This window comes from Acidovorax sp. LjRoot66 (assembly GCF_964253305.1).
Taxonomy (GTDB): domain Bacteria; phylum Pseudomonadota; class Gammaproteobacteria; order Burkholderiales; family Burkholderiaceae_C; genus Acidovorax.
In genome coordinates this window covers 3,602,048-3,628,843 of record NZ_CAXUQU020000001.1, presented here as the reverse complement: position 1 = coordinate 3,628,843, position 26,796 = coordinate 3,602,048, and the positions used below count along the sequence as shown (strand labels likewise).

Here is a 26,796-nt window from a genome sequence, read left to right as displayed (position 1 = left end):
CAGGCATCTTCCCCGGCACAGGTGTGGGTGGGCGCGGCTACCGCGTTGCGTGGAAAGACTACCCAGCATCCAGCAAGGCTGACACGCACTATCGGCAAGCCCTGACAGGCGCCGACCGCCAGGTTGCTGACACAATGTTGGTATGTATACGCAGCATCTGCCCCACGCCAACCCGGCCTTCCCCATGGGCTTCATGCCCCTGGCGGGCACACGGCAGGATTGCGAAGACTGCGCGCGGGGCGAGCGCCTGGGCTTTCAGTTCGAGTATGCGTACCAGCCCATCGTGGACTTACACACCCGCACGGTGTTTGCGCACGAGGCCCTGGTGCGCGGGCCCGCGGGCGAAGGCGCGTTCAGCGTGCTGTCGCAGGTGACCGAGGCCAACCGCTACCGGTTCGATCAGGCCTGCCGGGTCAAGGCCATCAAGGGGGCGAGCGAGCTGGGCATGCAGGTTCCGGTGTCCATCAACTTCTTGCCCAACGCCATCTACAAGCCCGAGCTGTGCATACGCACCACCTTGGAGGCGGCTCGGGTGCATGGCTTCCCGGTGGAAAACATCATCTTCGAGGTGACCGAGGGCGAGCGCATCAAGGACGGCCCCTGGTTTGCCGAGATTCTGCGCGAGTACCGGCGCCTGGGGTTCAGGACAGCCATCGACGACTTTGGCGCCGGGTACGCGGGCATGAAGCTGCTGGCGGATTTTCAGCCGGACCTCATCAAGATCGACATGGACATCATCCGCAACGTGGACACCAACCGGGCACGCCAGGTCATCGTACGCAACCTGGTGCGGCTGTGCGAAGAGATGGGTATCGACGTGGTAGCCGAGGGCATCGAGACCCCGGCGGAGCGTGACTTTCTGCGCGACACCGGCATTCGGCTGATGCAGGGCTACCTGTTTGCGCGGCCGGCGTTCCGGGCGATGGCACAGGTCGATGCGGCGGGGGTCGGCGCCGCGCCGGGCTGACGACGGGCGCCTGCCCACAGGCTGGCCGTGTTGACCCCCTGCCCTGCCTGCCGCGGGGTCAGGTGCGCTGGCCGTTCTTGACGCGGTAGCTCGGCTGGTACATGGTCACCAGCTCTTCCGACGCGGTGGGGTGCACGGCCATGGTGCGGTCGAAATCGTCCTTGGTGACGCCGGCCTTAAGCGAGATGCCCAAGAGTTGCACCATCTCGCCCGCGTCGTGGCCGAGGATGTGGGCGCCGAGCACCTTGCGGCTGGCGGCATCAACGACGAGCTTCATGATCATCTTTTCCGCGCGGCCCGACAGCGCGGCCTTCATGGGGCGGAACTCGGCGCGGTAGACCTCGATCTCGGCATACCGCTGTGCGGCGTCTTCCTCCGACAGGCCCACGGTGCCGATCTCGGGCTGCGAGAACACCGCGGTGGCAATCAGGTCGTGGTCGGGCGTGGTGGGCTGGCCCCGGTACTCGGTGTCGATGAAGCACATGGCTTCGTGGATCGCCACGGGCGTGAGCTGCACGCGGTTGGTCACGTCGCCCAGCGCCCAGATGCTGGGCACATTGGTGCGCGAGTACGCATCGACGATGATGGCGCCGCGCTCGTCCAGGGCAACGCCGGCCGCCTCCAGCCCCAGGCCCCGGGTGTTGGGGTCGCGGCCCAGCGCCAGCATGACGGCGTCGATGGCGATGCTCTCGCCGTTCTTCGTGGTGGCGATGAGGCCGCCGCCGTCACCTTCCACCTTGGCCACGTTCTCGATGACATCGGTGAGCAGAATGCGGATGCCTTTGTCCACCATGGCCTTGTGCAGGCCCTGGCGCATGTCGTGGTCAAAGCGCGAGAGGATTTCCTTGCCGCGGTAGATCAGCGTCACATCCACGCCCAGGCCGTGGAAGATGTTGGCGAACTCGACGGCGATGTAGCCGCCGCCAGCAATCAGGATGGAGCGCGGCAGCTGCGGCAGGTCGAAGGCCTCGTTGGAGGATATGCACAGCTCATGGCCGGGCAGCGCGGCATGCGGGTTGGGCGCACCGCCCGTGGCGACGACGATGCGTTCGGCGGTAGCGGTCTTGCCGGTCGCCACGATGCGCACGGTGTGGGCGTCGACCAGCTCTGCGCGGCTGTCGATGATCTCGGCGCCGTTGGTGTCCAGGCCACGGCGGTACAGCCCTTCGAGCCGGGCGATCTCTTTGTCCTTGGCGGCGATGAGCGCCTTCCAGTCGAACGTGGGCGTGCCCACCTGCCAGCCGTAGCCTGCAGCGTCCTCGAAGTGCTCGTGGAACTGCGAGGCATAGACGAACAGCTTCTTGGGCACACAGCCGCGGATGACGCAGGTGCCGCCAAACCGGTACTCCTCGGCCACTGCCACGCGCTTGCCGAGCGAGGCGGCCACACGGCCGGCCCGCACGCCGCCGGAGCCTCCGCCGATCACAAACAGGTCATAGTCATAGCCGCTCATCGCATTGTTTTCCTTGTCATTGTGTTTTGCAGCCCGGTGCACGCGCATGCATTGCGCTGCAGGCAATCAGCAGGTCGCATGGGATGGTAAGGCAACGCTGAACAAGAGAGCGCTGCAGGGCCAAAATCGGCCGCACGTCGCGTACCGAGATGGCGGCTCAGGCGCCGACCGCACTACCCAGCACCATGCCCCCTGCAAAAAGCAGCCAGTCATTGGCGATGTGGGCCATGGCCGACACCGTGAGGTTCTTGGTGCGCAGGTACGCCAGCGACAGCACGAGTCGCGCCGATCCAATCACCAGCAGGCACTGCGCCACGTTCCAGCCATAGGTGGGCAGGTGCAGGGCGCCGAAGATCAGCGCCGACACCAGCCAGGCCCCCACGATGGCCTGGCCTCGGCCCAGGCCCAGCGGGCCCGACAACCAGGCGAGCACGGCGAGGAAGGGCAGCACGGTGATGATTTCTTCGCCGATGAGCTGGGGGATGGTGCGCGCAAAAAAGGCCATGCGCTCGCCCATGTCCATGCGCCCGAGCGCACCGAACGCGGGGTTGGAAGCCTCCTCGCCGAACAGACGGTTGACCAGCAGGGCCACCGACAAGGTCACGGCGATATTGAGCAGCGCCACGCCCAGGGCCAGGCCCAGGTCGCGCCAGCCCACGCGCCGGAACAGCACCTGCCAGTGCGGCCCGGCCACGGCCCGCAGCGCCAGCAAGGGCACCAGCGGGAACAGGATGGCCGGCACCACCGCGCCCCAAGCCCCCCAGGCTGCAGGCATGGGCAGGTACAGCGCGGCAAAGCCCAGCGCCGCGCCCAGCAGTAGCACGCACCAGCGGCCCGCACCCAGGGCGAGCGGCCGGCCGTTGTAGAAGGGGAAGTCGGCGCCGCCAGGCGTGGCTGCGGGGGTCTGCGCAAGGGTCATGAGGATATGTGCAGGGGGGCGGTAAAGCACATTAGAAGGCATTTCGGTGGGCTGACACTTCACACTGGCCTCACAGCCGTGGGCAACACTTGGCAGGCACATGCCCGTGCGCCCGTTGTACCCGCCTCCAATGAACTTCGTACCCCACCCGCTGCGCCGGTTAGCCCAACCCTTCGTCTTCGCCGGAGCCATCGGCCTGGGCATCTGGCTGTGGCTGAAGCTCGGCGACTTCTCACTGGCCCGTTGCCCGCCCGACCTGGTCTGGTACGGCGGCGCCAGCGGCGACAAGAAATGCAGTTGGCCCCTGGTGGTCTACCTGGCCAAGGACATCGTTGGCGCGGCCCTCACGGGCGCCCTGCCCGTGCTGCTGTGCGCCGCTGTGGCGCCCGCGAACAAGGCGGCTACCGCACGCATCGCCGCCATCGGTACCAGCGCCCTGGCGGTGCTGTACATGCTGGTCAGCACGCACAGCCTGCGGCCTGCCGGTCTGGTCATCGCCGTGGGCCTGACCAGCGCCGCCTCGCCCTGGCTAGCGGCCTTGCTCGTGGCGCGTGCGGTGCGGCCATCGCGCAGGGCGCGGTGCTGACCCTGCTCAGCCGATCACGGCCCCGAGCAGCACCACAAAGCCCAGCAGCAACCAGTCATTGAGGATGTGCGCCAGGGCAGCGACCGACAGGTTCCTGGTGCGCAGGTACGCGAGCCACAGCACCGCGCGCGAGGTGCTGATGATGATCAGGCTCTGCGCCACGTTCCAGCCGTAAGTGGGCAGGTGCAGGGCACCGAACAGCACCGACGCCAACACCCAAGCGCCTACGATGGCCCGGCGCCGTGGCCAGCCCAGCGGGCCGGCCAGCCAGGTGAGCAGCGCCAGGAACGGCAGCACGGTGAGGATCTCTTCGCCGATGAGGTGCGGCACAGTGCTGGCCATGAAGACCAGCCTTTCTTTAGTGCCCATGCCGGCCAGCGCCTTGATCACGGGATTGGGCACGGCGCCGAAGAAGTGCGCGACGATGAGGGCGACGGCCACCGTCACGCCGATGCTGAGGAACACCAGGCCCACGGCCAGCCCCAGGTCGCGCCAGCCCATGCGCCTGAACAGCACCTGCCACTGCGGCCCCGCCACCGCCCTGAGTGCCAGCAGCGGCAACAGCGGGAACACGAGGGCCGGGACCGCAGCAGCCCACCCGCCGGACACGCGCCACACCACCATGGCGGGGATGTACAGCGCACCATAGGCCGCCGCCAAGGCCAGCAGGATGAAGCACCACTGGCGCGCACCCAGCGCCACGGGCTGGCCGTTGTAGAAGGGGAAGTCGGCGCCGGGGGGCGCAGTGGTTTGGTCAGGTGTCATGCAAGCCAGGTGGGGTGGTCGGCGAGCCAGGGCGGCCTTGCAGTGGCCGCCAGTGGCATGTGCCTTGGAGAGCATAGCGCGGACCAGCACTTCATACAGGCCTCACAGAACGGGGCAACACTGGCGCACCGTTTGCTCTCTGCAAGAAGCTATGCACTATCTGAAAACCGGGCTTCGCTGGTGCGCCCTGCCCTTCGTGTTCGTCGGCGCAGTGCTGCTTGGCTGCTGGATGTGGTGGGTCTTCGCACACACCACCGTGGCGGCTTGCCCGCCGCCGCTGGCAGGCTACGGCAGTGACCCTGTCAGCGTGAAGTGCGGCCTGCTGGTTGCCGCACGCCTGGTGCTGGACATTGGCGGGGCATCCATGCCCGGCCTGATGGCGGTGTTTCTCTGCGCGCTGGTAGCCCCCGCACAACGACCCGCCGCAGCATGCGCGGCGGCCATGGGGGTCTGCGCCCTGGGGCTCCTGTATTTTCTGGGGACGGTCTCCGTGCGCAGCCCGATGAGGCTGTTGGCCCGGGCCGACTTGGTGGCGTTGGCCGCATCGCCCTGGCTGACGGTCTGGCTCGTTGTCCACCTGAGCCGGATGCCGCAGGGACCTAATCTGCCGTGGCGTCCAGCCGGTAGCCGAAGCCGCGCACGGTCTTGATCAGCGCCAGCGCATGGCCTTCGTCGATCTTGCTGCGCAGGCGGCGCACGTACACGTCCACCACATTGGTCAGGGGGTCCTCGTTGGTGCCCCATACGTTGGAGAGGATGCGTTCGCGGCTGTACACGCGGCCCGGCGCGCTCATCAGCAGCTCCAGAAAGGCCAGCTCGCGGGCGGTGAGCGCGATGGGCTGGCCGGCGCGGCTGGCCTGCATGCGCTCCAGGTCCAGCACCAGGTCGGCCACCTGCAGGGTGCTGGCGCGCGGGCGCTGCTCGCGACCCCGGCGCAGCAGGGCCTCGATGCGGGCCAGCAGTTCCTCAAAGGCAAAGGGCTTGGTCAGGTAGTCGTCTGCGCCCAGGCGCAGGCCGTTGACCTTGTCTTCGGTGTTGCTCAGCGCGCTGAGCATCAGCATGGGCATGTGGCGGCCTTCGGCGCGCAGGGTCTGGCACAGCTCCAGTCCGCTCAGGCCGGGTAGCATCAGGTCCAGCAGCAGCAACACGCCGGGCTCGGCGCCGCGCGCCAGGGCCAGGCCTTCGGGCCCGGTGCGGGCCAGCTCCACGCGGTAGCCCTCGGCCTTGAGGCCGCGCACCAGGAAGTCGGCCACGCGCGCATCGTCTTCCACCACCAGGATCTGGTTGTTCATGCCAGCGCCCCCGGCTGCACGCCTGCGGCCTGCGCGGCGTCGGGTGGCGATGCCGCCACCAGCGGCAGCACGATGCGCACCACCGTGCCCTGCTGTGGCACGCTGGCAATATCGACGCGGCCCTGGTGCGCCTGCACGATGGCCTGGGCGATGGACAGGCCGATGCCCGTGCCGTCGGCACGGTGGGCGCGCGCCCGGCGCCCGCGCACAAAGCGCTCGAAAACGCGGGGCAAATCGTCCGCGTCGATACCGATGCCCTCGTCGTGCACCACGACCGCGACCTCACCCACTCCACTTGCCCCACTCGCCCCGGCCATGCCCTGCAGGCCGATGCGCACGGTGGTGCCGCGCGCCGAATAGCGCACCGCGTTGTCCAGCACGATCACCAGCGCCTGGCGCAGGCGGTCGGCGTCGGCCAGCACGGTGACCAGGCCGGTGGGCAGTGCGCCGCTGCCATCGCCCCCCTCTTCGGGGTTGTCCAGCAGTTGCACGTGCACGCCCTGTGCAGCGCCCAGGGCGGCGCCCTGCTCTGCGGCATCGCCCAGCAGGGCGCGCAGGTCCACCGGGGCCGGGTGCATCACCAGCTGGTCGGCCTCGGCCTTGGCGATGAGCAGCAGGTCGTGGATGACGCGGGTGAGCTGGTCCACCCCGCCCACGATGCGTGCCAGGGTCTGGCGGTATTCGTCGGCCGGCTTGTCGCCGCCGCGCAGCGCGATCTCGGCTTCGCCGCGGATGGAGGTGGCCGGGGTGCGCAGCTCGTGGCCCAGGTCGGCAAACAGCTGGCGGCGGCGCTGGTCCAGGCGCTGCAGGGTGTCGTGCGCGGCGCTCAGCTCCTGGGTGCGGGCATGCACGGCGTCTTCAAGCCCGCGGCGCGCGGCATCGGCGCGGGCGCGGTGCTGCTGCAGCTCGGCCGCCATGGCGTTGAAGTGCTGGGCCACGCGGTCGAACTCGTCGTTGGAGCCGGTGGCCACGCGGTGGTCCAGTGCCCCGGCCTGCAGGGCCTGCGTGCCTTCGAGCAGCCGGTCCAGCGGGCGCTGCAGGCGCCCCTTGAGGTGCAGCGCCAGCACCACGGCCACCACCAGCGTGATGAGGGCCATGCCGATGGCCTGCGCACGCAGCACATCGAGCCCGCGCTCGGTAGCGGCGCGCGCCACGGGCACGGCCGCGCGCTGGTGTGCAATGGCGCCGTTGATCAGCTCGCGCAGGTCGCGCCCGCGCGCCATATCGAACACCTGGGTGAGCTCGCCCCACAGGGCCGGAAAGTCGGCGCCCTGCTCCAGCGGCACCAGCTGCGCCAGCCGTGCCTCCACCGCCTGGATGTTGTCGCGCAGCAGCTCGGTCACGCCTACGAGCTGGGGCACCTCGGCGGGCATGCTGACGCCCTCGCGGCGCACCAGCTCGGTCCACAGCGCCAGGTCGCGCCGCACCAGGTCGTCGAGGTTGGCGGCGCTGGCAACCATGCTGGCCACCAGGCGCTCGCGCTGCTCGGGCTGGGCATCGGTGTTCATCAGGCGCTGCATGGCCCACACGCGCAGGCGCTGCTTGTTGGCCGACAGGTCCAGCAGCTCGGCCTGGATGTCGCTGGCCAGCCGGCTGTGCTGGGCGTAGTCGTTGACGCGGTTGGCACCCCAGTACACAAAGGCGGCCTGGATGCAGACCAGGGCCACCAAGGCGGCCAAGGCCAGGGAGAGTCGTGCGCGGTACATGGGGGCGAAAGGCCTGGTCGGGAGGCTCGGATTATGAAGCCTGGCAGGCGCACCGGCGGTGCGCCTGCCAGGCCGGGCGCGGGGCGGGGGTACCCGGCCCCGCCACTCATCAGTTGCCGGTGAACGGCAGCGACGAGTGGTGCACTACGATGCGCAGCTTGCCCGCATCGTCCTTGACGAAGGCCCAGGTCTTGTCCACCGTGGTCACCTTGCCGGCCTTGTCGGTGAACATCACGTTGCCCATGGTGTTGGCCGAGTCACCGGCGATGAACACGGCGGCATTGGCAATCTCGCATTGGGTCCAGCCCTTGAGGGCGAAACCCGTGTCCTTGGGGTAGGCCGGGTTGCCACCCACGAAGTAGGCCAGCGCGCCCTCGCGGGTGGTGCGGAAGGTCTGGGGCGTGGTGGTCAGGGTCGGCTTGAACAGCACGGCGCCCATCTGGTAGCCGTAGGCGGCGTCGATCACCTTCTCGGCCAGCGCCTTGGCCGCCACCGGGCCGCTGGCGGTGTTGGTGGTGCTGATGTCGACCAGCGCCTTGCACCAGGCCTGCTGGGCCGCCAGCACCTCGCTTTCGGAGATGGCGTGGTTGACGACCGGGCCCTTGGCGGCGGCAGGCATAACGGCTGCGCCCACCAGGAGGCTGGCGACGGCGATGCAGATGGATGTTTTCATGGTTTTCTCTGGTTGAAATGGATGGTTTCCCCCAGCTGCCGGATGGCTGCCTGGGAGACCTACAGTTCACCAAAGCGGTATGGACGCGGCCTGAATACCAGATGACAAGGCCGTGAGCAGAAGATGAACGCGGGATGAACGGCGCGGGCGGCATGGGGCCGCCGTCCGCCTCCCCGGTGACGACTGGCCTTACGCCTGCTGCACCCTATTGCGCCCCGCCTGCTTGGCCGCGTACAGCGCGGCATCGGCGCGCCCGTAAATGCGTTCGGCATCCTCGCCATCCACCAGCGTGGCAACGCCCACGCTGATGGTCACGGGCATCTCGGGCCAGGGGCCGTCTTCCACGGCCTTGCGCATGCGCTCGCCGACTTCGTGGGCGCCGGCCTCGCCGGTGCTGGGCAGGATGACGGCGAACTCTTCGCCGCCCACGCGGGCCACCACGTCCACCGTGCGGGCGCAAGCCTTCAGGTGGCCGGCAATGGCCTGCAGCACGCGGTCGCCGCCGTCGTGGCCCAGGGTGTCGTTGACGCGCTTGAAGTGGTCCACGTCCAGCATGAGCAGGCTCAGCGGCGTGCCGCGCCGCTGCACGATGGCCAGCTCCTGCGCCATGTGGCTGTCGAAGGCGCGGCGGTTGCGCAGGCCGGTCAGGGGGTCGGTGGTGGCCAGCTCTTCGAGCTTCATGTTCAGCTCGTCCACGCGCTGGATCTGCTCCACCAGTTGCTGGTTGACGGCATCGGCATGCTGCAGGGCCATGCGCAGGCGGATCTCGCGCAGGGCGGAGTGGGCGAACTCGGTGAGCACGTCCAGGTCCTGCTCGGTCCAGTGCCGGGGCGCAAAGTCGATGGCGCAGAAGGTGCCCAGGGTGTCGCCCTCTTCCGTGAGCAGCGGCACGCCGGCATAGGCGCGCACGCCCATGGCCTTGACGCTGGGCACGTCGCGGAACACCGGCAGCAGCGTGGCGTCTTCGATCACCAGGGGCACCTTGGTCACGGCCACGTAGTGGCAGAAGGTGCGGCCCATGCGCACGCGGCTGCTGCCGGGTGCCTCTGCAACGGGGCTGACCAGGCTCTTGTGGTAATCGCGCCCCTGGTCCAGCAGCGAGACGAAGACCACCGGCGCCCCCGTGAGCCGCGAGGCCAGGCGGGTGAGGCGGTCGAAGTTCTCTTCGGGCGGGCTGTCGAGCAGGCCCGTGCGCTGCACGGCGGCCAGGCGCCGGGGGTCGGCCAGCGCGCTGAGGATGCTGGCGTCGTCCGGCGGAGGGGAAAGCGCAAGGTCCATGGCGTGCTCTACAAATGAGTGAGTGGCTGGCAGTTGACCTGCATTATTGGCCCACGGGGGGCGCGGCCGCAACGGGAAGACCCTCTGCATAGACGGCGGCCGGTATGCCCAGGAAGCTCGGACCACCGAGCGTGGCCCCCTCCAGCGAGCCGCCCTGGTTGAGCGCATCGTTCACCGTGTTGAGCAAGGCGCTGCGGTCGGTGACCGTCTGGAACGCAAGGCGCGGCCCGGTGTGGAACATGGCCTGGGCCGCCAGCACGGCGGCGATGAAGATGGGTTCGCGTGCGAAGGGAAAGCCCATCCATTCGCCTGCAGCATCTTGCACCGCGAATTCGGTAGGCAATTGCATCGTCTTGGCGCTTTTGATGTGAGAGACCAGCACCAGCCCGAACCCTTCAGGCACCACGTCTATCAGCCGGCGGGCAAGCATGGCATCGCCGCCAGCCAGGGCCAGTACCTGGGTCTCGATCTCGTCCGTGGACAGTTCAGGCTGGCCCAGGATGGCAGTGGTCGATTGAACCAGGGTGGTGATGCGGTCGGTCATGGGCAAGGGGGATCAGCGGCTTGGTGGCAAGCAGCACGCGATAGCCGCTCGCAAAAGCATACCGCAAGCCTGCGAGGCCAGCGCCCACCCCCAGGTTCTATGCAGGCCGCGCAGAGGCTGCCTGGCGCACGCCACCCCACGCCAGCGCAATCCCCAGCGCCACCCCCACCAGCACCGCCGCCACGCCGAATGTGGCCTGCATGCCCGCCCCCAACGCACCTGGCTGCGCCGTGGCGATGCCCTGGCTGCCGGCACCCCACGCGAACACCGCACCCATGGCCGATGCACCGGTGACCAGGCCCAGGTTGCGCGACAGGTTGAGCAGGCCCGAGGTGACGCCGCGCTGCTGCGGCTGCAGCGCTGTGGCCGCCATCACCGCCGTGTTGTTGGCGGCCTGGAACAGCGCGTAGCCGGCGGTGATGACGGCCAGCGCTGCCACATAGCCGAGCACGCCCGAAGCCGGCCACACCGCCGGCAGCAGCGCCAGCGCAGCCGAGCCTGCCGCCATGGCGATGAGTCCGGCCACGGTAGTGCGCTGGGTTCCCAGGCGGTCCACCAGGCCGCCGGCCGGCACGCCGGCCAGGGCCGACACCAGCGGCCCGCACGACATGGCCAGGCCCACCTGCGCAGCACCCAGCCCCAGCGCGCCCGACAGGTAGAACGGGCCCACCACCAGCGTGGCCATGACCACGGTGGTGACCAGCGCGCCCATGGCAAAGCCGGCGCCCAGTGCAGGGCCCTTGAACAGCGCCAGGGGCACCAGCGGCGCGGCACCACCTGCGCGGCCCGCTGCCCGGTGCTCCACCCCCACGAACAGGGCCAGGCCTGCGCCAGCGCACACCAGCAGCGCTGCATTCAACGTGCCGAAGCTGCCACGCCCCAGCGTCATGGCCAGCGCATAGGCGGCCAGTGTGGCCGCAAGCAGCACCGTGCCGGCGATGTCGAAGCGCGGGCGCTGTGTGGCGGCCCGCTCGCGGTCCGCCGGCAGGTAGCGGCGTGCCAGCCACATCGCGGCCCCGCCCAGCGGCAGGTTGATGAAGAACAGCGCCGGCCAGCCCCAGGCCGCGATCAGCGCCCCGCCCAGCGTGGGCCCCAGCGCCGTGCCCACGGCCGACATGGTGCCCAGCAGGCCCATGGCGCTGCCCGTGCGCGCCTTGGGCACCGCGTCGGCCACCAGGGCCATGGCCAGCGCCATCATCACGGCGGCACCCAGGCCCTGCACGGCGCGCGCGGCGATCAGCAGCCAGAGCGACGGCGCCAGGCCGCACAGCAGCGATGCCCCGGTGAACAAGGCAATGCCCGCCAGCAGCAAGCGCCTGCGGCCCAGCAGGTCGCCCAGGCGCCCCACGCTGACCACCACCGTGGTGATGGCCAGCAGGTAGGCCAGCACCACCCACTGCACCTGCTGAAAGCTGGCGCCAAAGGCCTGCGCCAGCGTGGGCAGACCCACGTTGGCGATGCTGGTGCCCAGCGAGGACAGCAGCATGGACAACGACAGGCTGGCCAGCACGCCGCGTGGCGCGACGGGGGACGAGGTGTTTGGGGGGGTGGTAAGGGCGGGTTGGATCATGGTGCGGCGGCAGGTTTCAGAGGGATGCACCGAGCGTAGGCGCCCATCGGAGATAGCGGAAGGCGCAGCATTTGCATTCAATCAGTGCACCAGACGCCATGCCATCTGGTATGTTCGGTGCGTGCCCCGCCCCGACCTGAACCTGCTCGTCACCCTGGATGTGCTGCTGACCGAAGGCAATGTGGCGCGCGCTGCCAGGCGCCTGCACCTGAGCCCCTCGGCCATGAGCCGGGCGCTGGCGCGCCTGCGCGAGACCACGGGTGACCCACTGCTGGTACGAGCGGGGCGCGGCCTGGTGCCCACGCCCCGCGCGCTGGAGCTGCGCGAGCGCGTGGGCCAGCTGGTGCACGACACCGAGGCCGTGTTGCGCCCTGCCCAGGCGCCCGACCTGGCGCAGCTCACACGCACCTTCACCCTGCGCACCAGCGATGGCTTTGCCGAGACCTTCGGCCCCGCGCTGATCACCCGCGTGGCGGCCGAGGCGCCGGGGGTGCGCCTGCGCTTTGTGCAAAAGCCCGACAAGGACAGCACCCCGCTGCGCGACGGCGAGGTGGACCTGGAGACCGGCGTGCTCGGCCCCGCCATGGGCCCCGAGGTGCGGGTGCAGGCGCTGCTGCGCGACCGCTTTGTGGGCGTGGTGCGCGCGGGGCACCCGCTGAACAAGGGCAACGTGACGACGAAGCGCTACATGGCCGGCCGGCACATCGCCGTGTCACGCCGCGGGCTGGAGCAAGGGCCCATCGAGCAGGTGATGGGCCCACTGGGCCTGGTGCGCAACATCGCCACCATCGTGAGCGGCTTTGCCACCGCGCTGGCGCTGGCCCGCGCCACCGATTTGATCGCTACCGTGCCCGAGCGGCACACCGTCGGCCTGCGCGCCGGCCTGCATACCTTTGCCCTGCCCCTGCCGGTGCCCGAGATCACCGTATCACTGCTATGGCACCCGCGCCTGCATGCGGACCCGGCGCACCGCTGGCTGCGGGCGCTGGTGCTGGAGGTGTGCGCAGCGTAGCAAGCCGGCGCGCTGCGGCTCAGGCACGCCAGGGCGCGACCGCATCACCGCCCGACACCAGTTGTTGGCGCGCGGCGGGGGTGAACAGGTTGTAGAGCATGCGCGGCGGCGATGCGCTCACCTCGTCGAGCGCCGCGCGGTGCTCTGGGGACAGCACCACATCCAGCGCGGCAATGTTGTCGGCCACCTGCTCCACCCTGCTCACACCCATGAGGGTAGAGGTGATGCCGGGCCGCCCGGTGACCCAGGCCAGAGCCACGCGCGCGGGGGTCTGCCCGGCTTCGGCGGCCACGCGGCGCAGCACATCGACGATGGCCCAGTTGCGCTCGGTGAAGAGGGAATCGGCGAACGGGTTGGCGCCGTCCAGCCGCTTGTCGCCGGCCGGGCGCTCTTGGCCGGCTGCGGCCACTTCGCGCGGCAGGCCGCCTGCGCGGGGTGCGCCGGCCTCCACCGTGGCCCGGTCGTACTTGCCTGCCAGAAAGCCGAAGGCCAGCGGGCTCCAGGGCACGATGCCCATGCCGAATTCGCCGGCCAGTGGAACATGCTCGTCTTCGATGTCGCGGTTGGCCAGCGAGTAAAAATACTGCAGGCCGATGGGCCGGGGCAGGCCCCGCACGGCGGCCAGCGTGGCCAGTTGTGCGGCGTACCAGGCAGGCGCGTTGGAGACGCCCCAGTAGCGCACCTTGCCGCTGCGCACCAGGGCGGCCATGGTCTCCAGCAGCTCCTCGGCCGGGGTGGCCGAGTCCCACACATGCACCCAGTACAGGTCCACATGGTCGGTCTGCAGGCGGCGCAGCGAGCCGTGCAGTGCGGCATGCACATGCTTGGCGCCGTTGCCCCCGGCATGCGGCCCCTGCCCTGCCGAGAAGCCCGCCTTGGTGGCGATGACGATGCGCTCGCGCAGGCCGCGCTCGGCGATGAAGCCGCCCAGCATCTCCTCGCTGGCGCCGCTGGAGTACACGTCGGCCGTGTCCACGACGTTGCCGCCGGCCTCCACATAGGCATTGAACACAGCGCGCGAAGCGTCTTCGCCCGAGCCCCAGCGGGGCGCGCCAAAGGTCATGGTGCCCAGCGCCAGGGGGCTGACGGCCAAGCCCGAGCGGCCCAGCGTGCGGTAGTCGGTGAGGGACATGGATTAATTTCCTAGTGATTGATAGGAAAATATAGCAGCCCTTGCCAAACCGGGCAATCGATTTCATAGTGCTCGCTATGAAAACCAAGGAACCCGCCGACCATCGCCGCAAAGGCCGCCCCCTGTCGTTCGACCGGGACGTGGCGCTGAACCAGGCCATGCTGCTGTTCTGGCAGCACGGCTACGAGGCCACCTCGCTCAACGACCTGACCACCGCGCTGGGGGTCACGCCGTCCAGCATCTACACGGTGTTTGGCGACAAGAAGGGGCTTTTTCTGGCGGCCGTGGGGCACTATGTGTCCGGCGGCCCGGTCACCTCGCAGACCATCATCGACGGCGCGGCCTCGGCGCGCGATGCCGCCTGGGGCCTGCTGCAGGCGGCGGCCATCGGCTCCAGCGGTGCGGACACGCCCGCCGGCTGCCTGCTGGCCAGCTCGGCCATCAGCTGCTCGGACGCAGCCAGCGAGGTCAAGGAAACCCTGGCCGGCCTGCGCCGCGGCATCGAGGCCATGCTGGAGCAGCGCATTGCCCAGGCCATCGCCAGCGGCGAGCTGCCGCCCAGCGCCGACGCCGATGCCCTGGCCGGGCATGTGATGGCGGTGATACAGGGCATATCGACCCTGGCACGCGACGGCGCGCCGCGCGAGAAGCTGCTGCGCGTAGCCACCACGGCAATGCAGGCGTGGCCGGGTCGCGAGGGGGCTGAGGCGCGGTAAATTCAGCCCGCTTTGCTCCGGGTGGGTGAGACAAAATGTCCAGCGCTATGTACCTTCAGGCTTGCTACGATCACGGCAATTAGTATCCAGTGATAGCGAGGAAAAGATGGATTGGGTCCCTGTAGTCTTCATTGTGTTCAAGGTTCTCGTGTTCGGCACGGGCATGTTTTTCGCCATCAAGTGGCACTACGACCAAGACAAGAAGAAGAAAAACGAAACCGGCGAACAGTAAGCGTCCGGCCCGTGTTCTGTCCCGCCAAGAGATGCCGATCCCATCGATGGAAGGGCCAGGCGCCATGTGATGCGATGCCCTCAGGCCTTGATCACGGTGGCGTCGATCTCAACGAGTTGTCCCACGTACCCCAGTGCGGCAACACCGAGCAGTGTCGCTGGCGGAACCTGGCCACCAAACCAGCCTGCGACCGCTGACCATGCCGCAGAGAGACTTGCTTGGTCTCCGATCACGTACACGACCAATTGTCGAATGTCCTTGATTTGAAATTCGTGTACTGCGAGGAGCCGCTCCAGGTTGCGCAAGCACTGCAAGGCTTGTGCGCCCGGGTCCTGTGGGCCTACCAAGTGGCCATGGGAATCGAGAGGCACCTGGCCAGCCACAAACAGACGATCGCCGAGGCGATCCGCGTAGCGGTATTGCGGCGTGGCGCAGAGCCCTGCATTGAGTTCGGCTTCATTCATCGGGTTTGGTCAAGTGGCCTGCGGCGAACAAAAATTCTTCTGGCGTTGTTGGTTAGCCGCTCTCAATAGACCCGCAGCACCTCGAACTGCTGTCGGGTTGGAGCCAACTGTATCGACACCTCATCACCCTCGCATTTGCCCAGCATGGCCCTGCCCAAAGGGGCTTCGCTGCTGATTACCTGAACGGGCTGCGCGCCGCTGAGCAGCTTCATGCTGCCCCCATCCGGGCCGAGAAAGAGCTGTTGCTGCCTGTCGTCGGAATCGACCAGGCAGACCAGCGCGCCGAGCTGTATGCCTTGGCTGGCGTCGTAGGGGCGCGGGCGCCATTGGCGCCAATTGGCCATCGCCTGGCGGATGGCTTCGGCACGCCGGGCCTGGCCGGTGGCCAGGTAGGCGGCTTCGAGTCCCAAGGTGTCGTATTTGTTTTCGGCGATGTTTTCTTCGTGGGTCGCCGTTTCATGGGCCGCCCGCATTGCCTGTTCGGCTTGCAGCAGGTCTTGGGCGAGCCGTTGCAGCACCTGCTGCTGCAGCAAGAATTTATCCATGGTGAAAAGTAGGCATCTTTAACAAGCGGATGGCAGGTCTTGATTGTGAAGGGCTTCACCCGCGTTCGACGCTTCGCTCTGCATCTGCACGCGCCTGCTGTTACTGGAGCTCAGCTCCTTGGCGGCAGCGGCCGCGCGTTGGGCGGCTTCTAGAGCAGTCGTCTTGTGCGACCCATTCTTGTAGATGGCGGCACCCATCGCCAGCACAAGCGCTGCCAGGACAACCACCAGCACGGCGCTCCTGGACGCCAAGCTCCGCTTACGCCCTGGCCTCAACTCCTTGATTCGAGCGGAGAACGCGGCCGTACACCGATGGAGCAAGCCAAAAGGATACGGGGCCCAGGATGACGAGCGATACCGCCACTGCACCCAGGTACGAGCCCACGAGGGTGCCTAGCAGCAGCACAATGGCCAATTCAACCGCGATACAGATGCATGCAGTCTGAAGTGCGGCAAGGATTTTTTCTCGTCTGGGGGCGGTAGTCATCATGCGGTCCTCAATAGTCCGTATCGCAAAGTTGCGGAAGGGGCACCGATCTTCGGCAGCGCTTGGCCACAATTGCCCGGGCCCCAGTCTAGGCCCACGGCCAATGCAATTCAAGAGTCCGACATACGCACGGCGCGCTGCGCGTTTACAGCGCGTCCAGATTCGCTCGCAGGTGGCTGGCCTGCCCACGCAATGCCTCCAGCTGCGGCCCCTGCATCTTCTGCAGCTGGCGGTACACCATGCCCAGGCGGAAGTTGCTGCCCAGCGTGGCTTCGTTGCGGGCAAAGAAGTCCCAGTACAGGGCGTTGTAGGGGCAGGCGCGCTCGCCCGCCTTCAGCTTCTTGTCGTAGTGGCAGCCCTTGCAGTAGTCGCCCATGCGGTCGATGTAGGCGGCGCTGCTGACATAGGGCTTGGTGGCCAGCAAGCCGCCGTCGGCAAACTGGCTCATGCCCACCGTATTGGGCAACTCCACCCATTCGAAGGCGTCGATGTAGACCCCCAGGTACCAGCGGTGTACGGCGGCCGGGTCCAGTCCGGCCAGCAGGGCAAAGTTGCCGATGACCATGAGGCGCTGGATGTGGTGGGCGTAGGCGCCGCCGAGCGATTGCCCCACGGCATGCTGCAGGCAGCGCATGCGGGTATCACCGGTCCAGAACCATTGCGGCAGCGGAGTGGTGTGGCCCAGGGCGTTGCGCTCGTCGTAGCCGGGCATGTGGGCCCAGTAGATGCCGCGCACATACTCGCGCCAGCCCAGGATCTGGCGGATGAAGCCCTCCACCGCCGCCAGCGGCGCGGTGCCGGCCTGCCATGCGGCCTGGGCGCGCTGCACCACCTCGCGCGGGTGCAGCATCTTGGTGTTGAGGGCGAACGACAGCAATGAGTGGAACAGGTGCGGGCTGCGCGTGCTCATGGCGTCTTCGTACTCGCCAAAGTGCGCCAGCGTGGTGGCGATGAAGTGGTCGAGCCCGGCCAGGGCCTCGGCCCGGTTCAGCGGCCAGCGCAGCTGCCCGGCCTGCGGGTTGCCAAAGCTTTGCACCCCGGCGGCCACGATGGTGGCCCACAGGGCGCTGTGGTCGTGCACGGGCCGCGCATCGGGCGGGGTGGCCGGGGTGCCAGGCCAGGGCTTGCGGTTGTCATGGTCGTAGTTCCACTGGCCGCCGTCGGGCTCGCCGGCCTCGTCCATCAGCACGCCGTGCTGGTGGCGCATGCGGCGGTAGAAGTGCTCCATGAGCCACTGCCTGCGGCCCGCAAACACCTCGGCCACCTCGCTGCGGGTGGTGTAGAAATGTTCGCTGCCCACGGCCTGCGTGGCAAAGGGCTGCTCTGCGCACCAGTGTCGCAACTGTTCGTCGAGCCGCCATTCGTCGGGGTGCTGGTACTCAAGCCGCTGCGCGCCGTAGTGCGCCATGAGGGCGGTCAGGTTGCCGGGCACGGACTGGCGGTTGCTGGCGTCGTCGATGGCCACGTAGCGCACGCGGTGCCCGGCGCTGCGAAGGTGCCGCGCCAGATCGCGCATGGCGGCAAAGATGGCGAGGATCTTTTGCGCGTGGTGCAGCACGTAGTCGGTCTCTTGCCGCACCTCCATCAGCACGTAGACCACGCCGGCATCGGGTGTGGCAAACCAGCTGTGCCCGGGGTTGAGCTGGTCGCCCAGCACCAGGCGCAGGGTGTGGGCCGGTGCGGGCTCGCGGTCGCTGGCACTCATGCCGTGCCCCACAGGCGGCGGTAGCTGCCATCGGCGTCGTGCTCTTGCGTTTGCTTGGCAGGGTTGAAGCGGCGGCCACCGCGCGGGTCGGTGCCGCGCCCGGCGATGTAGAGCCAGTTGCCCTGGTTGCTGTAGGGGTCGTAGTCCACCAGTTGCGATTCGAACCAGGCAGCGCCCGCGCGCCAGTCGCCCTGCAGGTCGTGGATGAGGTAGCTGGCTGCCACCTGGCGCAGGCGATTGCTGAGGTAGCCGGTGGCGGCCAGCTCGCGCAGGGCGGCGTCCACCAGCGGCTCGCCCGTATCGCCAGCGCACCAGCGCGCAAAGCCAGCTGCGTTGTGGGGCGCCAGCGGCTGGGCCGAGAGGCCGCGCGCACGGTACAGGGTGCGCCCGTGCTGCAGGTGCAGCAGCCGAAAATAGTCGCGCCACAGCAGCTCGAACCAGAGCCAATAGGTGCCCTCGTTGGCGCCATGCGTGGACTCGAACCGGCGCAGCGCGGCCATGGCATGCCGGGCCGAGAGCGCGCCCGTGGCCAGCCAGGGCGAGAACTTGCTGGAGTAGTCCAACCCCGTAAGCCCGTTGCGGGTGGCCTTGTAGGTGTGGGGGTGCCCGCTGACCAGGTACTGCTGCACATGGGCCAGTGCGGCGGTTTCACCGCCATCGCAGGCGGGGGTGCCGTAGGGGAAGGAGGAGCGCACATCGCAGCCGGCGCCCTCACCCACCTTCACTCCGCCACCGGGCCCGCCCTGCCCTTGCGCCGCACCCACGGCGCCGGCCATGTGCAACACCTCTTGCCACACGGCATCGGTCAGCGCTGCGGGCGGTGGCAGCAAGGCCGCAGGCGCCGGCAGCGGCTGCGGTGGCTGTATGCCGGCCTGCTCCACCGCCTGCCGAAAGGTGGTGAACACGCCAGGCAGGTCGCCCACGGGCCAGGGCAGATCGCACGGCTGCAGCAGGCTGCTGTGCCACACGGTCTGCACCTGCAGGCCGGCGGTGCGCAGGGCGGCCACCTCGGCCTGCTCATGGGGGGCGGCAATCTCCTCACACACCACGGTGGTGGCGCCCACGGCGCTGGCCAGCGCGGGCAGCACGGCGGCGGGCTGGCCCTGGCACTGCAGCAAGGGGTTGCCCAGCCGGGCCATGCCGGCCGCCAGGTCGCGCAGTGCGGCGCCCTCGAAGGCGCGGCGGTGCAGGCCCCTGCGCGCAAAGCCCCAGGGCGCGGCCTCGTCGGCCGGGGGCTGGCAGTGCACGGGCACCAGGTGGGTGGCGCCGCTGCCCAGGGCGGCGGCCAGCGCCCCCTGGTCGTGCAAGCGCAGGTCGCTGCGGAACCAGAAGAGCACGGTGTGGGGGGCGGTCACGGCGCGCCCCCGGTTCGCATGTTTCCGGTGGCCTTGCGCTCGTTGCGGCAGCGGTCGGAGCAGTATTTGACCGCGTCCCACACCGTCTCCCACTTCTTGCGCCAGGTGAAGGGCAGGCCGCAGTGCTGGCAGGTTTTCTGCGGCAGCTCGTGCTTCTTGCGCATGCGCATGGCGGGCGATCTGTGGCGTGGGCAGGTCAGGCGGGCAGCAGCATCTGGTGCGCCAGCGCGCGGCCGCTGAGCCATGCGCCTTCGACCTTGCCGCCGTGCAGCCAGTCGCCGCAAGCACCCAGGCCCAGGGCGCAGCTCCACCAGCAGCCTTGCTGCAGCGCGGGCTCGGTGTCGGCATAGCGCCAGCGGTGGGACGTGGCGGCCACGGGCGGCGGCCCGCCCAGGGCGGCAAATGCGGCCAGCAGGGCGGCGGTGACCGACTCGGCGCTGTCTTCGATGTGCGCCTCGCTCCACTCCGGGCTGGCGTGCAGCAGCCAGGTCTCGGGCCCGGTGCGGCCGGGCTTGCTGCTGTCGCGGGCCACCCAGCGCAGCGGGCCGGCGTTGATGAAGGCGCCGTCCCAGGGCAAGGCCACGGGTGCGGCATAGCGCAGCATCACCGCCCAGCTGCCGCGCATGCGGGCACTGGCAGCCAGGGCAGCGCCATCGGGCGCCACGGGTGCGAGCAGCGCCGCAGCCTGCGGCGCGGGCATGGCCAGCACCACGCGGTCGTAGCGCGCCGCATGCAGACCCTGCTCTGCCGAGGTGATGGCCCAGCCCTCGCCGGTGTGCTGCAGCCGCTGCACGGTGGTCTGCCACTGTGTAGCCGCGTTGTCGCCAAGGCCCTGCTGCACCAGCGAGGCGGCCGGCGCGGTCATGCGCGGCGTGCCCACAAAGCGCTCCAGCGGGGTGTGCGGCGTGGTCCAGGCCGTGCCGTCAAAGCTGGCCAGGCGTGCAGGCCATGGCGCAGCCACGCCGGCCGCCTGCCAGCGTGCCACCTCGGCGCGAAAGGCCGGGTCGCGTGCGGTGAAATACTGGGCGCCATGGTCGCACTGCCAGGCACCGGTGGCCTCGTCTTGGGCCCGCCGCGTGGCCATGCGGCCCGAGGGGCCACGGCTCTTGTCCAGTAGTTGAACGGCATGGCCGGCCTGCAGCAGTGCCTGCGCGCACGACAGGCCCGCCAGCCCTGCACCGACCACGGCAATCTGCAGGCGGGTGTGTGCGGCTGCGCTCATGGCTGCGGGTCGGTGCGTTGCTGGGTCACCCAGATCAGCGCCTGGGTGTCGATGCCCAGCGCGCTGGCGCGGGCGATGAGCTGCTCGCGCACACCCGGTGCCAGTTGCTTGCTGCGCGACAGGATCCAGCAGTAGCTGCGATCGGGCCCCACCACCAGGGCCCAGCCGTAGTCGGCGTCGAGCGCGGCCACATGGTAGCCCCCGTAGAACGGCCCGAAGAACGACACCTTGAGCGAGGCGGTCTGCGCATCGCCCGTGAACAGCGCCTTGCCCACGGCCTGCCGCCATTCGCCGCCCTGGCTGCCCTTGGTGGTATCAAAGCCCCGGTTGAGCACGCGCACGCTGCCATCCGCCTGGCGCTGGTACGTGGCGCTCACGTCCGTCATGCCGCGCTCGAAGGAGTGGTCGAGCCGCGCCACCTCGTACCAGCGGCCCTCGTAGCGCGCCAGGTCGAACGGCGTGACGGGGGTGATGCCGGGCGGCGGGGCGGTGGATGAACAGGCGGCCAGGGCCAGTGCCATGGAGGCCAGCAAGGCCAGTGCGACGCGGCGAAGCCAGGGGGATGCGGTGGTGGGCATGGGCGATGAACTCAAAAAACCTTTGCGGCCCCCAGAAGCCCTTCGGAGATGGCTTCTGGGAAACTGCGCAAAGGGTGCGGCCAGCCTACTTGGGCAAAAGCACCCGGTCCACGGTATGCACCACCCCATTGCTGGCAAACACATCGGTGCCGATGATGCGGCTGGTGCGCAGGCTCTGGTCGGTGATCACGAGGCTGGGGTTGACCGTGAAGCTTTGGCCCTGCACGGTGGCGATGGCGGTGTTGACGGGCACCTCGGCTTTCAGCACCCGCGCCGGCACCACATGGTAGGTGAGCACGCGGGTCAGCAAGGCGGTGTCGGCCAGCAGCGCCTCCTTGGTCAGGCCCAGCTCGGCCAGCAGCGCCGCAAAGGCGGCATTGGTGGGCGCGAACACGGTGAATGGGCCGGGGCCTTTCAGCGTGGCCACCAGGCCGGCGGCAGCCACGGCCTCGACGAGGATGCTGAAGTCGGGCACGGCCATGGCGGTGGCCACGATGTCCCTGTCCGCCGGCAGCAGCACGCGGTCCACCAGGTGCACCACGCCATTGCTGGCCTGGATGTCGGTGGCAGTGATGGTGCTGACGCGGTTGCGCCCATCGGTGATCTTGAGGCCGTTGGCAGACTCGATCTTGAAGAAGCCGCCCGACACCGGGGTGATGGCCTTGCCCAAGGGTACGTCTGCGCGCACCACCCGGCTGCCGAGCACGTGGTAAGTGAGCACGGCGGTGAGCAGGGGCTTGTTGGCCAGCAGCGCCTCTTTGCTCAGGCCCAGCTCGGACAGCAGCGCGGCGAAGGCCGCGTTGGTGGGGGCAAAGACGGTGAGGCTGCCGGTGCTCAGCGTGGGCGCCAGCCCCGCTGCCACCACGGCCTCGACCAGGATGCTCAGCTCCGGGGTGTTCTGCGCCAGCTCGACGATGTTGCGCTGGGGTTCGTCGTCGCTGCCCCCGCAGGCCTGGAGCACGCTGGTGCTGGCACCCAGGGCGGCGGCCAGAAGGACGGTACGGCGGTTGAATGCAGTGTTCATGGGAATCTCTCCTCGCTGTCAGACAGTGGATGAAAAGAGAGGGGGCCTGCCGGACAGGCCCCCTTGAATCTGCGCCACCCGGTGGCTTTGCACGGGCAAGCGCGCAAACGGTGGGCCGCTTACTGGGGCATCAGCACCGTGTCGATGGCATGGATGACGCCATTGCTGGCGGCGACATCGGTGGCGATGACCTTGGACTGGTCGACCATCACGCCCATGTTGGTGGACACGGTGATCTCCTGGCCTTGCACCGTCTTGACCTTGCCGGCCTTGACGTCCTTGGCCATGACCTTGCCGGGCACCACGTGGTAGGTGAGCACCTTGGTGAGTGCGGCCTTGTCCTTGAGCAGGCCGTCGAGCGTGGCCTTGGGGATCTTGGCAAAGGCTTCATCGGTGGGCGCAAACACGGTGAACGGGCCGGGGCCCTTGAGCGTGTCCACCAGGCCGGCAGCCTGCACAGCAGCCACCAGGGTCTTGAAGTTACCGGCCTTCACGGCGGTGTCGACGATGTCTTGCGCCATTGCGCTGAAGGTGGCTCCTGCGGTAAGGGCCAGGGCAACCAGGGTCTTCTTCATGATTTCATTCCTCAATGTGGGGATGGAACTCACACGCCAAGATGGGCGCGACCGGATTGTATGACCGTTTGGTAATTATTTCTACTAATTAGTTTTATTAAAACCCATTGGTTTCATCCGGTCACAAGACGCCCTTTCAGTGCCCACCAAAGATCAGCGATTGGTGCGTGGCCGCGCCCGCCATCGTGCCGTCTCCCACCACCAGCGGCAGCGAGCCGCCCTGGCGCGCCGCGTCGCCGCAGGCATACACGCCGGGCACGGTGGTGGCCTTCATGGCGTCGGTCTTGATGGTGCGGCCCAGGGGCCCGTCTTCGAACTCGCAGCCCAGCGCCTGGGCAATGGGGCTGGCCACCTCCACACGGGTCAGGGTGAACAGTCCGTCTTGCGGGATCACGCGGCCGTCACGCATCACGATGTCCATGGCGCCTTCGATGCGGTCGATGAGCCCGCGCTCCAGCACCACGCCGCGTGCCTGCAGTTGCGCCAGTTGGTCCGCATCCGGCTCGAAGGCACCGTTCAGGAAGAAGGTGGTCTGGCCCCAGTCGGGCAGCATCAGCGCGACATGCATGGAAAACGGCGACACGCCCAAGGCGCCGATGCGGCCCTGGTTCAGCTCGTAGCCATGGCAGTACGGGCAGTGGAACACATGGCGCCCCCAACGCTCGGCCAGCCCGGGCACCTCGGGCAGGTAGTCGATGACACCGGTGGCCAGCACCAGGCGGCGCGCTTCGATGGCCTCCACAGCGCCATCGACCTCGACGCGAAAGCCCTGCCCTGCCCGCTCGGCCGTGGTCACCTGGCCCTCGCGCCACTGCACCGTGGGGTAGGCCATGAGCTGCGCGCGCCCCTGGGCTGCGATGTCGGCTGCAGGCGTGCCATCTTGCGTGAGAAAGCCGTGCGAGTGCTCGGCAAAGCGGTTGCGGCGCTGGCCGGCGTCCACCACCAACACACGCCGGCGCGCCCGCGCCAGTTGGGTTGCGGCGGCCAGGCCGGCGTAGCTGCCGCCGATCACGATGGCGTCGTAGTGCATGTGGGGTTCCTTTTGATTCACGATACTTTTGAAGTTTCATGATAACGCGCCACCCAATTTCATGCAACTTACAATGATTCAAGAATCACACCCCAGCGGCTCACAACACTCAGCGAAGCGGTTCTGGCTAGGCGCTGTGTCGCAGGCAGTACGAGCAGTACGACAAGACGCAGCAACGACGCCAGAAGAGTGTTTTGAGGCGCTCCATCCAAGGACCAAAAAGCTCATGCGCAGTGATAGCCGCTTGTCCCGAATGCTCCACGTGCTGTTGCACATGGCGCGGCACGATGCGCCCTTCACCTCCGAGCAGATCGCCACCATGCTGCAGACCAACCCCGTGGTGGTGCGCCGCACGATGGCGGGCCTGCGCGATGCGGGCTATGTGCGGTCAGAAAAGGGCCATGGCGGTGGCTGGACGATTGCCTGCGACCTGGCGAAGGTGACGCTGCTCGACATCCACAACGCCGTGGGCGGGCCGCACCTGTTTGCCATCGGCAACGGCAGCGACAACCCCGAATGCGCGGTGGAGCGCGTGGTCAACGCCGCCCTGGACGACGCCCTGCGCCAGGCCGAGGCGCTGCTGATCGCGCGGCTGGGCTCGATTGCGCTGGCCGACCTGGCAAAACAGTTCGATGCGGAGTGCGTGGCCAAGGGGTGGGCGGTTCATGGGCCCGCAGGGCATTGACCCGCGTCCATTGGAACCGGAGATACGACTCCGCCAGGGCAAGCCCGTACATTTGGAGGTTTGCGTGCAATACGCCAAGCGGCGCTTGAACGGCCGCTCATGGCTGGGGCAGGCTCTCCCCAGCAGCGAGGCAATCCTCAGAAAGAATAGCGCTCTGTCAACCAGCTTTTCTTGCTGTTCTTGTAGGCACTGAAGAGAAACAGCGCTGCAATCACGCCGCCGACCAACAGCGTGCCCTTGGGGCCCAATGTGCTGGCGATGGAGTACAGCAGCTTTTCCTTGCCGGCATGCTTGCCTGAGGCCTCGACCGATGCATTGCCCATCGACGACACGACGAAGTAGAACAACCCGGTGAGCACCAGCGTGGCAATGGCAAGGAAGATGGATTTTCCCGACCGCTGCAAGAGCCCTGGCCGCAGCTGTTCGGCCTTGCCGCTCTGGCCCATCAGCGCCTGAACGCTGGCCACGATGCGCTTTTGGGCGGCCTCCGACAGGGCATGCACGCCGATGTCGTCGCCCAGGCCCTTCGCGGTGATCACCGTGGTGAACCGTGCATCCTTGGCCGCATGCACCGAAGCCACCTTGTCCTTCTCGATCAACCTGCCGTGCTCGCCCAATTGGGCTTTTTCCTTCTTGCCGAGCGTTGCCAGAGCACGTGGCTCAAGATCTTTTTGCGTGCTGAAAAACACCGCGCGATCCGACACACCCACCACCCCACCGTTGACTTCAATCATTTTTTCCTCCCTGTTGATATTGTTGAGGCTTGAACCATTCAGCAAGGGTTCAAACCGGTTGAGCACTGCAACTGCAGGCGAAAGTCTAGCGCCTGCGGACATGCTGGCACTGGACAAAGTGTCCAGTGCCAGGACTTGGCAGCCGCTTAGGATGCGCATGCATTTAAAAGTCTCTGCAAGGAATTGAGAATGGGTATCGCGTTTCACCAGACTGACATCAACATCAAGATTGCCAAGAAACATGCGAAGGAGATTTCCAAGCTCCTGCTGGACAAGGGCTGGATTGATGAGGACATGCCATTCGATGCCGCACTGGCGGCGATAGGCTGGCATGGCAAGGGCCAGAAAACCGTGCTGGAAATCGACGAGATCGATGTCGACAAGATCACCGAGCGGGTATCCCAACGCTTGGAGGCGCTGGCGCCCTTTGTGCGCGATGGGAGCTTTGTCCGCTTCGAGTCCGAGGAGAGCAGCAAGGACTACGCGCTCTGTGTTTTCGAGGGGGGCAAGGCCCATGGATATGGGTGGCTGGGCGCGCCAGCAAAATCATCGACTGCCGCCGCCATCGGAGCCGCGCCGAGCGGTGCCTGGAACGAGTACATCCATGACGAATCCCCCTCGCAGGAGAAGCTGACAGACCACCGCTACTGGGCAGTGGCGGCTTGGAACATGGCGCAGAACATCGGGTTCATTGCCCAGAGCTCCAAGCGCTTCGGTGCCAAGGACGCAGACCAAGCCTACTGGATCATGCGGGCGTGCGAAGAGGCGCGGACGGCGCTGCAAGGGGAGCGCTACCTGATCGTCCAGGACATCCAGATGTACGGAAAAGAGGTGGGCAAAATCCCCCAGACCCTTGCGGACCATGCGCAGGAAGTCAAGCTGCGCTGGCTCAAAGGGCCCCGCAAGAAGCTGGCCGAGCTGCCTTTCGCCATCGAGGCGGATGAGCTCACAGCCCTGCTCCCCTACCGCGAGACGTTTGCGCCCGGGCGGGATATTCTGATTGATGGGCAGGAGGGTGCATTCCAGCCCGAAGTGCTGTCCTTCTTCGAGCACCTGCGCAAGGCATCGTGGTACCGGCAGGTCGGCAGCCTGGAAAAGGACGGCAGTGCCTACCGCGAGGTGATCACGGATTTCAAAGGAATGATGTCCGACGTGACGGAATCCGCCGATTTGAAGGAGAGCCTGCTCTTTCTGCACCGGATGACCTCCGTCAAGGATGGGAGCGATGCCATCACCCCTGGTGTGGACAGAGAAGACGTTCCGGACCGCGCCCCGGGGATCCACAAGGCGATGGCAAGAATCAGCCAACTGACCGCAGCGTAGGCCAACCGGCTGTCACCCCCGTGGGGCCGTGCTCTGGGTGGCGATGGGGTTGCTCGCGGGGACATGGGCACCTTGCCGAGAACGCAACGCGGCGGCCGACGCAACAGGCGTCCTGCAGTGGCATCGCTCCAGTCACTGGTAAAAAAACGTGTCTTTCCAGGCGCCCCATGTCGATTGGGCGTACTGTCGTTCGTCGTGTGATGACGGGGTGCCCACGGGCGGGC

General features: G+C 67.8%; 28 protein-coding genes. 7 read left to right on the top strand and 21 right to left on the bottom strand.

Annotation, left to right across the window (positions count from 1 at the left end):
* Positions 1 to 142: 142 nt before the first annotated feature.
* Complete coding sequence (locus ACSQ3Y_RS17060; RefSeq protein ID WP_436178187.1) at positions 143 to 967, top strand: EAL domain-containing protein; 825 nt, start codon at positions 143 to 145, stop codon at positions 965 to 967.
* A 58-nt stretch (positions 968 to 1,025) separates the two neighbouring features.
* Here ACSQ3Y_RS17060 and gor read toward each other — a convergent pair whose 3' ends face one another.
* On the bottom strand, positions 1,026 to 2,420 hold the full coding sequence (gor, locus tag ACSQ3Y_RS17055) for a glutathione-disulfide reductase (RefSeq protein WP_436178186.1): 1,395 nt from the start codon (positions 2,418 to 2,420) through the stop codon (positions 1,026 to 1,028).
* A 157-nt stretch (positions 2,421 to 2,577) separates the two neighbouring features.
* Positions 2,578 to 3,339, bottom strand: a complete 762-nt coding sequence (locus tag ACSQ3Y_RS17050) for a CPBP family glutamic-type intramembrane protease (protein WP_436178185.1) — start codon at positions 3,337 to 3,339, stop codon at positions 2,578 to 2,580.
* Between the two features lie 130 nt (positions 3,340 to 3,469).
* On the opposite strand from ACSQ3Y_RS17050, the gene ACSQ3Y_RS17045 reads away from it, so the two are divergent.
* Positions 3,470 to 3,925: a hypothetical protein gene (locus ACSQ3Y_RS17045; protein ID WP_057265342.1), complete on the top strand. Its 456-nt coding sequence runs from the start codon at positions 3,470 to 3,472 to the stop codon at positions 3,923 to 3,925.
* Positions 3,926 to 3,931: 6 nt separating this feature from the next.
* Here the strand turns inward: ACSQ3Y_RS17045 and ACSQ3Y_RS17040 are convergent, their stop codons facing one another.
* Positions 3,932 to 4,690 (bottom strand): CPBP family glutamic-type intramembrane protease, encoded by a 759-nt coding sequence (locus tag ACSQ3Y_RS17040; RefSeq protein ID WP_436178184.1) that lies wholly within the window; start codon positions 4,688 to 4,690, stop codon positions 3,932 to 3,934.
* A 151-nt stretch (positions 4,691 to 4,841) separates the two neighbouring features.
* Between ACSQ3Y_RS17040 and ACSQ3Y_RS17035 the strand changes: the two genes are divergently transcribed.
* Positions 4,842 to 5,339, top strand: a complete 498-nt coding sequence (locus tag ACSQ3Y_RS17035; protein ID WP_436178183.1) for a hypothetical protein — start codon at positions 4,842 to 4,844, stop codon at positions 5,337 to 5,339.
* Here the strand turns inward: ACSQ3Y_RS17035 and ACSQ3Y_RS17030 are convergent.
* From ACSQ3Y_RS17030 to ACSQ3Y_RS17005, 6 genes are all read right to left on the bottom strand, one after another.
* Positions 5,290 to 5,982, bottom strand: coding sequence for a response regulator transcription factor (locus ACSQ3Y_RS17030; protein WP_436178182.1), 693 nt, complete (start codon positions 5,980 to 5,982; stop codon positions 5,290 to 5,292). The genes ACSQ3Y_RS17035 and ACSQ3Y_RS17030 overlap by 50 nt on opposite strands.
* The gene (locus tag ACSQ3Y_RS17025) at positions 5,979 to 7,688 is read right to left on the bottom strand and encodes a sensor histidine kinase (protein WP_436178181.1); all 1,710 of its coding nucleotides are present in this window, start codon (positions 7,686 to 7,688) and stop codon (positions 5,979 to 5,981) included. Before ACSQ3Y_RS17025 ends, ACSQ3Y_RS17030 begins: the two co-directional genes overlap by 4 nt.
* Positions 7,689 to 7,797: 109 nt before the next feature.
* Positions 7,798 to 8,361: a hypothetical protein gene (locus ACSQ3Y_RS17020; protein WP_436178180.1), complete on the bottom strand. Its 564-nt coding sequence runs from the start codon at positions 8,359 to 8,361 to the stop codon at positions 7,798 to 7,800.
* Positions 8,362 to 8,550: 189 nt separating this feature from the next.
* Positions 8,551 to 9,639: a diguanylate cyclase domain-containing protein gene (locus ACSQ3Y_RS17015; RefSeq protein WP_436178179.1), complete on the bottom strand. Its 1,089-nt coding sequence runs from the start codon at positions 9,637 to 9,639 to the stop codon at positions 8,551 to 8,553.
* Between the two features lie 43 nt (positions 9,640 to 9,682).
* Positions 9,683 to 10,183, bottom strand: coding sequence for a hypothetical protein (locus ACSQ3Y_RS17010; RefSeq protein WP_436178178.1), 501 nt, complete (start codon positions 10,181 to 10,183; stop codon positions 9,683 to 9,685).
* A gap of 97 nt (positions 10,184 to 10,280) precedes the next feature.
* Positions 10,281 to 11,753 carry an MFS transporter gene (locus ACSQ3Y_RS17005; protein ID WP_436178177.1) on the bottom strand — a complete coding sequence of 491 codons (1,473 nt, stop codon included), beginning with the start codon at positions 11,751 to 11,753 and terminating at the stop codon, positions 10,281 to 10,283.
* 121 nt (positions 11,754 to 11,874) lie between these two features.
* Here ACSQ3Y_RS17005 and ACSQ3Y_RS17000 point away from each other — a divergent pair, with 121 nt between their 5' ends.
* Positions 11,875 to 12,765: a LysR family transcriptional regulator gene (locus ACSQ3Y_RS17000; protein WP_436178176.1), complete on the top strand. Its 891-nt coding sequence runs from the start codon at positions 11,875 to 11,877 to the stop codon at positions 12,763 to 12,765.
* Positions 12,766 to 12,784: 19 nt separating this feature from the next.
* Here ACSQ3Y_RS17000 and ACSQ3Y_RS16995 read toward each other — a convergent pair whose 3' ends face one another.
* Positions 12,785 to 13,897: an aldo/keto reductase gene (locus ACSQ3Y_RS16995; protein WP_436178175.1), complete on the bottom strand. Its 1,113-nt coding sequence runs from the start codon at positions 13,895 to 13,897 to the stop codon at positions 12,785 to 12,787.
* A 77-nt stretch (positions 13,898 to 13,974) separates the two neighbouring features.
* Here ACSQ3Y_RS16995 and ACSQ3Y_RS16990 point away from each other — a divergent pair, with 77 nt between their 5' ends.
* A complete protein-coding gene (locus ACSQ3Y_RS16990; RefSeq protein WP_436178174.1) occupies positions 13,975 to 14,613 on the top strand; it encodes a TetR/AcrR family transcriptional regulator in 639 nt (212 codons plus the stop codon).
* Positions 14,614 to 14,925: 312 nt separating this feature from the next.
* Here ACSQ3Y_RS16990 and ACSQ3Y_RS16985 read toward each other — a convergent pair whose 3' ends face one another.
* The 10 genes from ACSQ3Y_RS16985 to ACSQ3Y_RS16940 form a co-directional block, all read right to left on the bottom strand.
* The gene (locus ACSQ3Y_RS16985) at positions 14,926 to 15,309 is read right to left on the bottom strand and encodes a RidA family protein (protein ID WP_436178173.1); all 384 of its coding nucleotides are present in this window, start codon (positions 15,307 to 15,309) and stop codon (positions 14,926 to 14,928) included.
* Positions 15,310 to 15,371: 62 nt separating this feature from the next.
* Positions 15,372 to 15,854, bottom strand: a complete 483-nt coding sequence (locus ACSQ3Y_RS16980) for a GreA/GreB family elongation factor (RefSeq protein ID WP_436178172.1) — start codon at positions 15,852 to 15,854, stop codon at positions 15,372 to 15,374.
* 632 nt (positions 15,855 to 16,486) lie between these two features.
* The gene (locus tag ACSQ3Y_RS16975) at positions 16,487 to 18,046 is read right to left on the bottom strand and encodes a cryptochrome/photolyase family protein (RefSeq protein WP_436178171.1); all 1,560 of its coding nucleotides are present in this window, start codon (positions 18,044 to 18,046) and stop codon (positions 16,487 to 16,489) included.
* A complete protein-coding gene (locus ACSQ3Y_RS16970; protein WP_436178170.1) occupies positions 18,043 to 19,401 on the bottom strand; it encodes a DASH family cryptochrome in 1,359 nt (452 codons plus the stop codon). The genes ACSQ3Y_RS16975 and ACSQ3Y_RS16970 overlap by 4 nt, the downstream gene beginning before the upstream one ends.
* Positions 19,398 to 19,571: a DUF2256 domain-containing protein gene (locus tag ACSQ3Y_RS16965; RefSeq protein WP_436178169.1), complete on the bottom strand. Its 174-nt coding sequence runs from the start codon at positions 19,569 to 19,571 to the stop codon at positions 19,398 to 19,400. The genes ACSQ3Y_RS16970 and ACSQ3Y_RS16965 overlap by 4 nt, the downstream gene beginning before the upstream one ends.
* Before the next feature lie 26 nt (positions 19,572 to 19,597).
* A complete protein-coding gene (locus ACSQ3Y_RS16960; RefSeq protein WP_436178168.1) occupies positions 19,598 to 20,623 on the bottom strand; it encodes an NAD(P)/FAD-dependent oxidoreductase in 1,026 nt (341 codons plus the stop codon).
* Positions 20,620 to 21,201, bottom strand: coding sequence for a lipocalin family protein (locus ACSQ3Y_RS16955; protein WP_436178167.1), 582 nt, complete (start codon positions 21,199 to 21,201; stop codon positions 20,620 to 20,622). Before ACSQ3Y_RS16955 ends, ACSQ3Y_RS16960 begins: the two co-directional genes overlap by 4 nt.
* Positions 21,202 to 21,286: 85 nt before the next feature.
* Positions 21,287 to 22,225: a fasciclin domain-containing protein gene (locus ACSQ3Y_RS16950; RefSeq protein ID WP_436178166.1), complete on the bottom strand. Its 939-nt coding sequence runs from the start codon at positions 22,223 to 22,225 to the stop codon at positions 21,287 to 21,289.
* Between the two features lie 119 nt (positions 22,226 to 22,344).
* Positions 22,345 to 22,800, bottom strand: coding sequence for a fasciclin domain-containing protein (locus ACSQ3Y_RS16945; protein WP_436178165.1), 456 nt, complete (start codon positions 22,798 to 22,800; stop codon positions 22,345 to 22,347).
* A gap of 136 nt (positions 22,801 to 22,936) precedes the next feature.
* On the bottom strand, positions 22,937 to 23,830 hold the full coding sequence (locus ACSQ3Y_RS16940; protein WP_436178164.1) for an NAD(P)/FAD-dependent oxidoreductase: 894 nt from the start codon (positions 23,828 to 23,830) through the stop codon (positions 22,937 to 22,939).
* 226 nt (positions 23,831 to 24,056) lie between these two features.
* On the opposite strand from ACSQ3Y_RS16940, the gene ACSQ3Y_RS16935 reads away from it, so the two are divergent.
* Positions 24,057 to 24,515, top strand: a complete 459-nt coding sequence (locus ACSQ3Y_RS16935) for an Rrf2 family transcriptional regulator (protein WP_057204491.1) — start codon at positions 24,057 to 24,059, stop codon at positions 24,513 to 24,515.
* A 137-nt stretch (positions 24,516 to 24,652) separates the two neighbouring features.
* On the opposite strand, the gene ACSQ3Y_RS16930 is transcribed toward ACSQ3Y_RS16935, so the two are convergent.
* Entirely contained in the window at positions 24,653 to 25,456 is an 804-nt protein-coding gene (locus ACSQ3Y_RS16930; protein WP_436178163.1) for a hypothetical protein, read from the bottom strand.
* Between ACSQ3Y_RS16930 and ACSQ3Y_RS16925 the strand changes: the two genes are divergently transcribed.
* Positions 25,439 to 26,572, top strand: coding sequence for a hypothetical protein (locus ACSQ3Y_RS16925; protein ID WP_436178162.1), 1,134 nt, complete (start codon positions 25,439 to 25,441; stop codon positions 26,570 to 26,572). The two genes, ACSQ3Y_RS16930 and ACSQ3Y_RS16925, sit on opposite strands and share 18 nt — an antisense overlap.
* The last annotated feature ends 224 nt before the right edge of the window (positions 26,573 to 26,796 follow it).

Bases quoted from the DNA above. Each gene is read 5' to 3' on its own strand.
- ACSQ3Y_RS17060 (WP_436178187.1), top strand. From the start codon at position 143: ATGTATACGCAGCATCTGCCCCACGCCAACCCGGCCTTCCCCATGGGC.
- gor (WP_436178186.1), bottom strand. From the start codon at position 2,420: ATGAGCGGCTATGACTATGACCTGTTTGTGATCGGCGGAGGCTCCGGC.
- ACSQ3Y_RS17050 (WP_436178185.1), bottom strand. From the start codon at position 3,339: ATGACCCTTGCGCAGACCCCCGCAGCCACGCCTGGCGGCGCCGACTTC.
- ACSQ3Y_RS17045 (WP_057265342.1), top strand. From the start codon at position 3,470: ATGAACTTCGTACCCCACCCGCTGCGCCGGTTAGCCCAACCCTTCGTC.
- ACSQ3Y_RS17040 (WP_436178184.1), bottom strand. From the start codon at position 4,690: ATGACACCTGACCAAACCACTGCGCCCCCCGGCGCCGACTTCCCCTTC.
- ACSQ3Y_RS17035 (WP_436178183.1), top strand. From the start codon at position 4,842: ATGCACTATCTGAAAACCGGGCTTCGCTGGTGCGCCCTGCCCTTCGTG.
- ACSQ3Y_RS17030 (WP_436178182.1), bottom strand. From the start codon at position 5,982: ATGAACAACCAGATCCTGGTGGTGGAAGACGATGCGCGCGTGGCCGAC.
- ACSQ3Y_RS17025 (WP_436178181.1), bottom strand. From the start codon at position 7,688: ATGTACCGCGCACGACTCTCCCTGGCCTTGGCCGCCTTGGTGGCCCTG.
- ACSQ3Y_RS17020 (WP_436178180.1), bottom strand. From the start codon at position 8,361: ATGAAAACATCCATCTGCATCGCCGTCGCCAGCCTCCTGGTGGGCGCA.
- ACSQ3Y_RS17015 (WP_436178179.1), bottom strand. From the start codon at position 9,639: ATGGACCTTGCGCTTTCCCCTCCGCCGGACGACGCCAGCATCCTCAGC.
- ACSQ3Y_RS17010 (WP_436178178.1), bottom strand. From the start codon at position 10,183: ATGACCGACCGCATCACCACCCTGGTTCAATCGACCACTGCCATCCTG.
- ACSQ3Y_RS17005 (WP_436178177.1), bottom strand. From the start codon at position 11,753: ATGATCCAACCCGCCCTTACCACCCCCCCAAACACCTCGTCCCCCGTC.
- ACSQ3Y_RS16995 (WP_436178175.1), bottom strand. From the start codon at position 13,897: ATGTCCCTCACCGACTACCGCACGCTGGGCCGCTCGGGCTTGGCCGTC.
- ACSQ3Y_RS16990 (WP_436178174.1), top strand. From the start codon at position 13,975: ATGAAAACCAAGGAACCCGCCGACCATCGCCGCAAAGGCCGCCCCCTG.
- ACSQ3Y_RS16985 (WP_436178173.1), bottom strand. From the start codon at position 15,309: ATGAATGAAGCCGAACTCAATGCAGGGCTCTGCGCCACGCCGCAATAC.
- ACSQ3Y_RS16980 (WP_436178172.1), bottom strand. From the start codon at position 15,854: ATGGATAAATTCTTGCTGCAGCAGCAGGTGCTGCAACGGCTCGCCCAA.
- ACSQ3Y_RS16975 (WP_436178171.1), bottom strand. From the start codon at position 18,046: ATGAGTGCCAGCGACCGCGAGCCCGCACCGGCCCACACCCTGCGCCTG.
- ACSQ3Y_RS16965 (WP_436178169.1), bottom strand. From the start codon at position 19,571: ATGCGCATGCGCAAGAAGCACGAGCTGCCGCAGAAAACCTGCCAGCAC.
- ACSQ3Y_RS16960 (WP_436178168.1), bottom strand. From the start codon at position 20,623: ATGAGCGCAGCCGCACACACCCGCCTGCAGATTGCCGTGGTCGGTGCA.
- ACSQ3Y_RS16955 (WP_436178167.1), bottom strand. From the start codon at position 21,201: ATGCCCACCACCGCATCCCCCTGGCTTCGCCGCGTCGCACTGGCCTTG.
- ACSQ3Y_RS16950 (WP_436178166.1), bottom strand. From the start codon at position 22,225: ATGAACACTGCATTCAACCGCCGTACCGTCCTTCTGGCCGCCGCCCTG.
- ACSQ3Y_RS16945 (WP_436178165.1), bottom strand. From the start codon at position 22,800: ATGAAGAAGACCCTGGTTGCCCTGGCCCTTACCGCAGGAGCCACCTTC.
- ACSQ3Y_RS16940 (WP_436178164.1), bottom strand. From the start codon at position 23,830: ATGCACTACGACGCCATCGTGATCGGCGGCAGCTACGCCGGCCTGGCC.
- ACSQ3Y_RS16935 (WP_057204491.1), top strand. From the start codon at position 24,057: ATGCGCAGTGATAGCCGCTTGTCCCGAATGCTCCACGTGCTGTTGCAC.
- ACSQ3Y_RS16925 (WP_436178162.1), top strand. From the start codon at position 25,439: ATGGGTATCGCGTTTCACCAGACTGACATCAACATCAAGATTGCCAAG.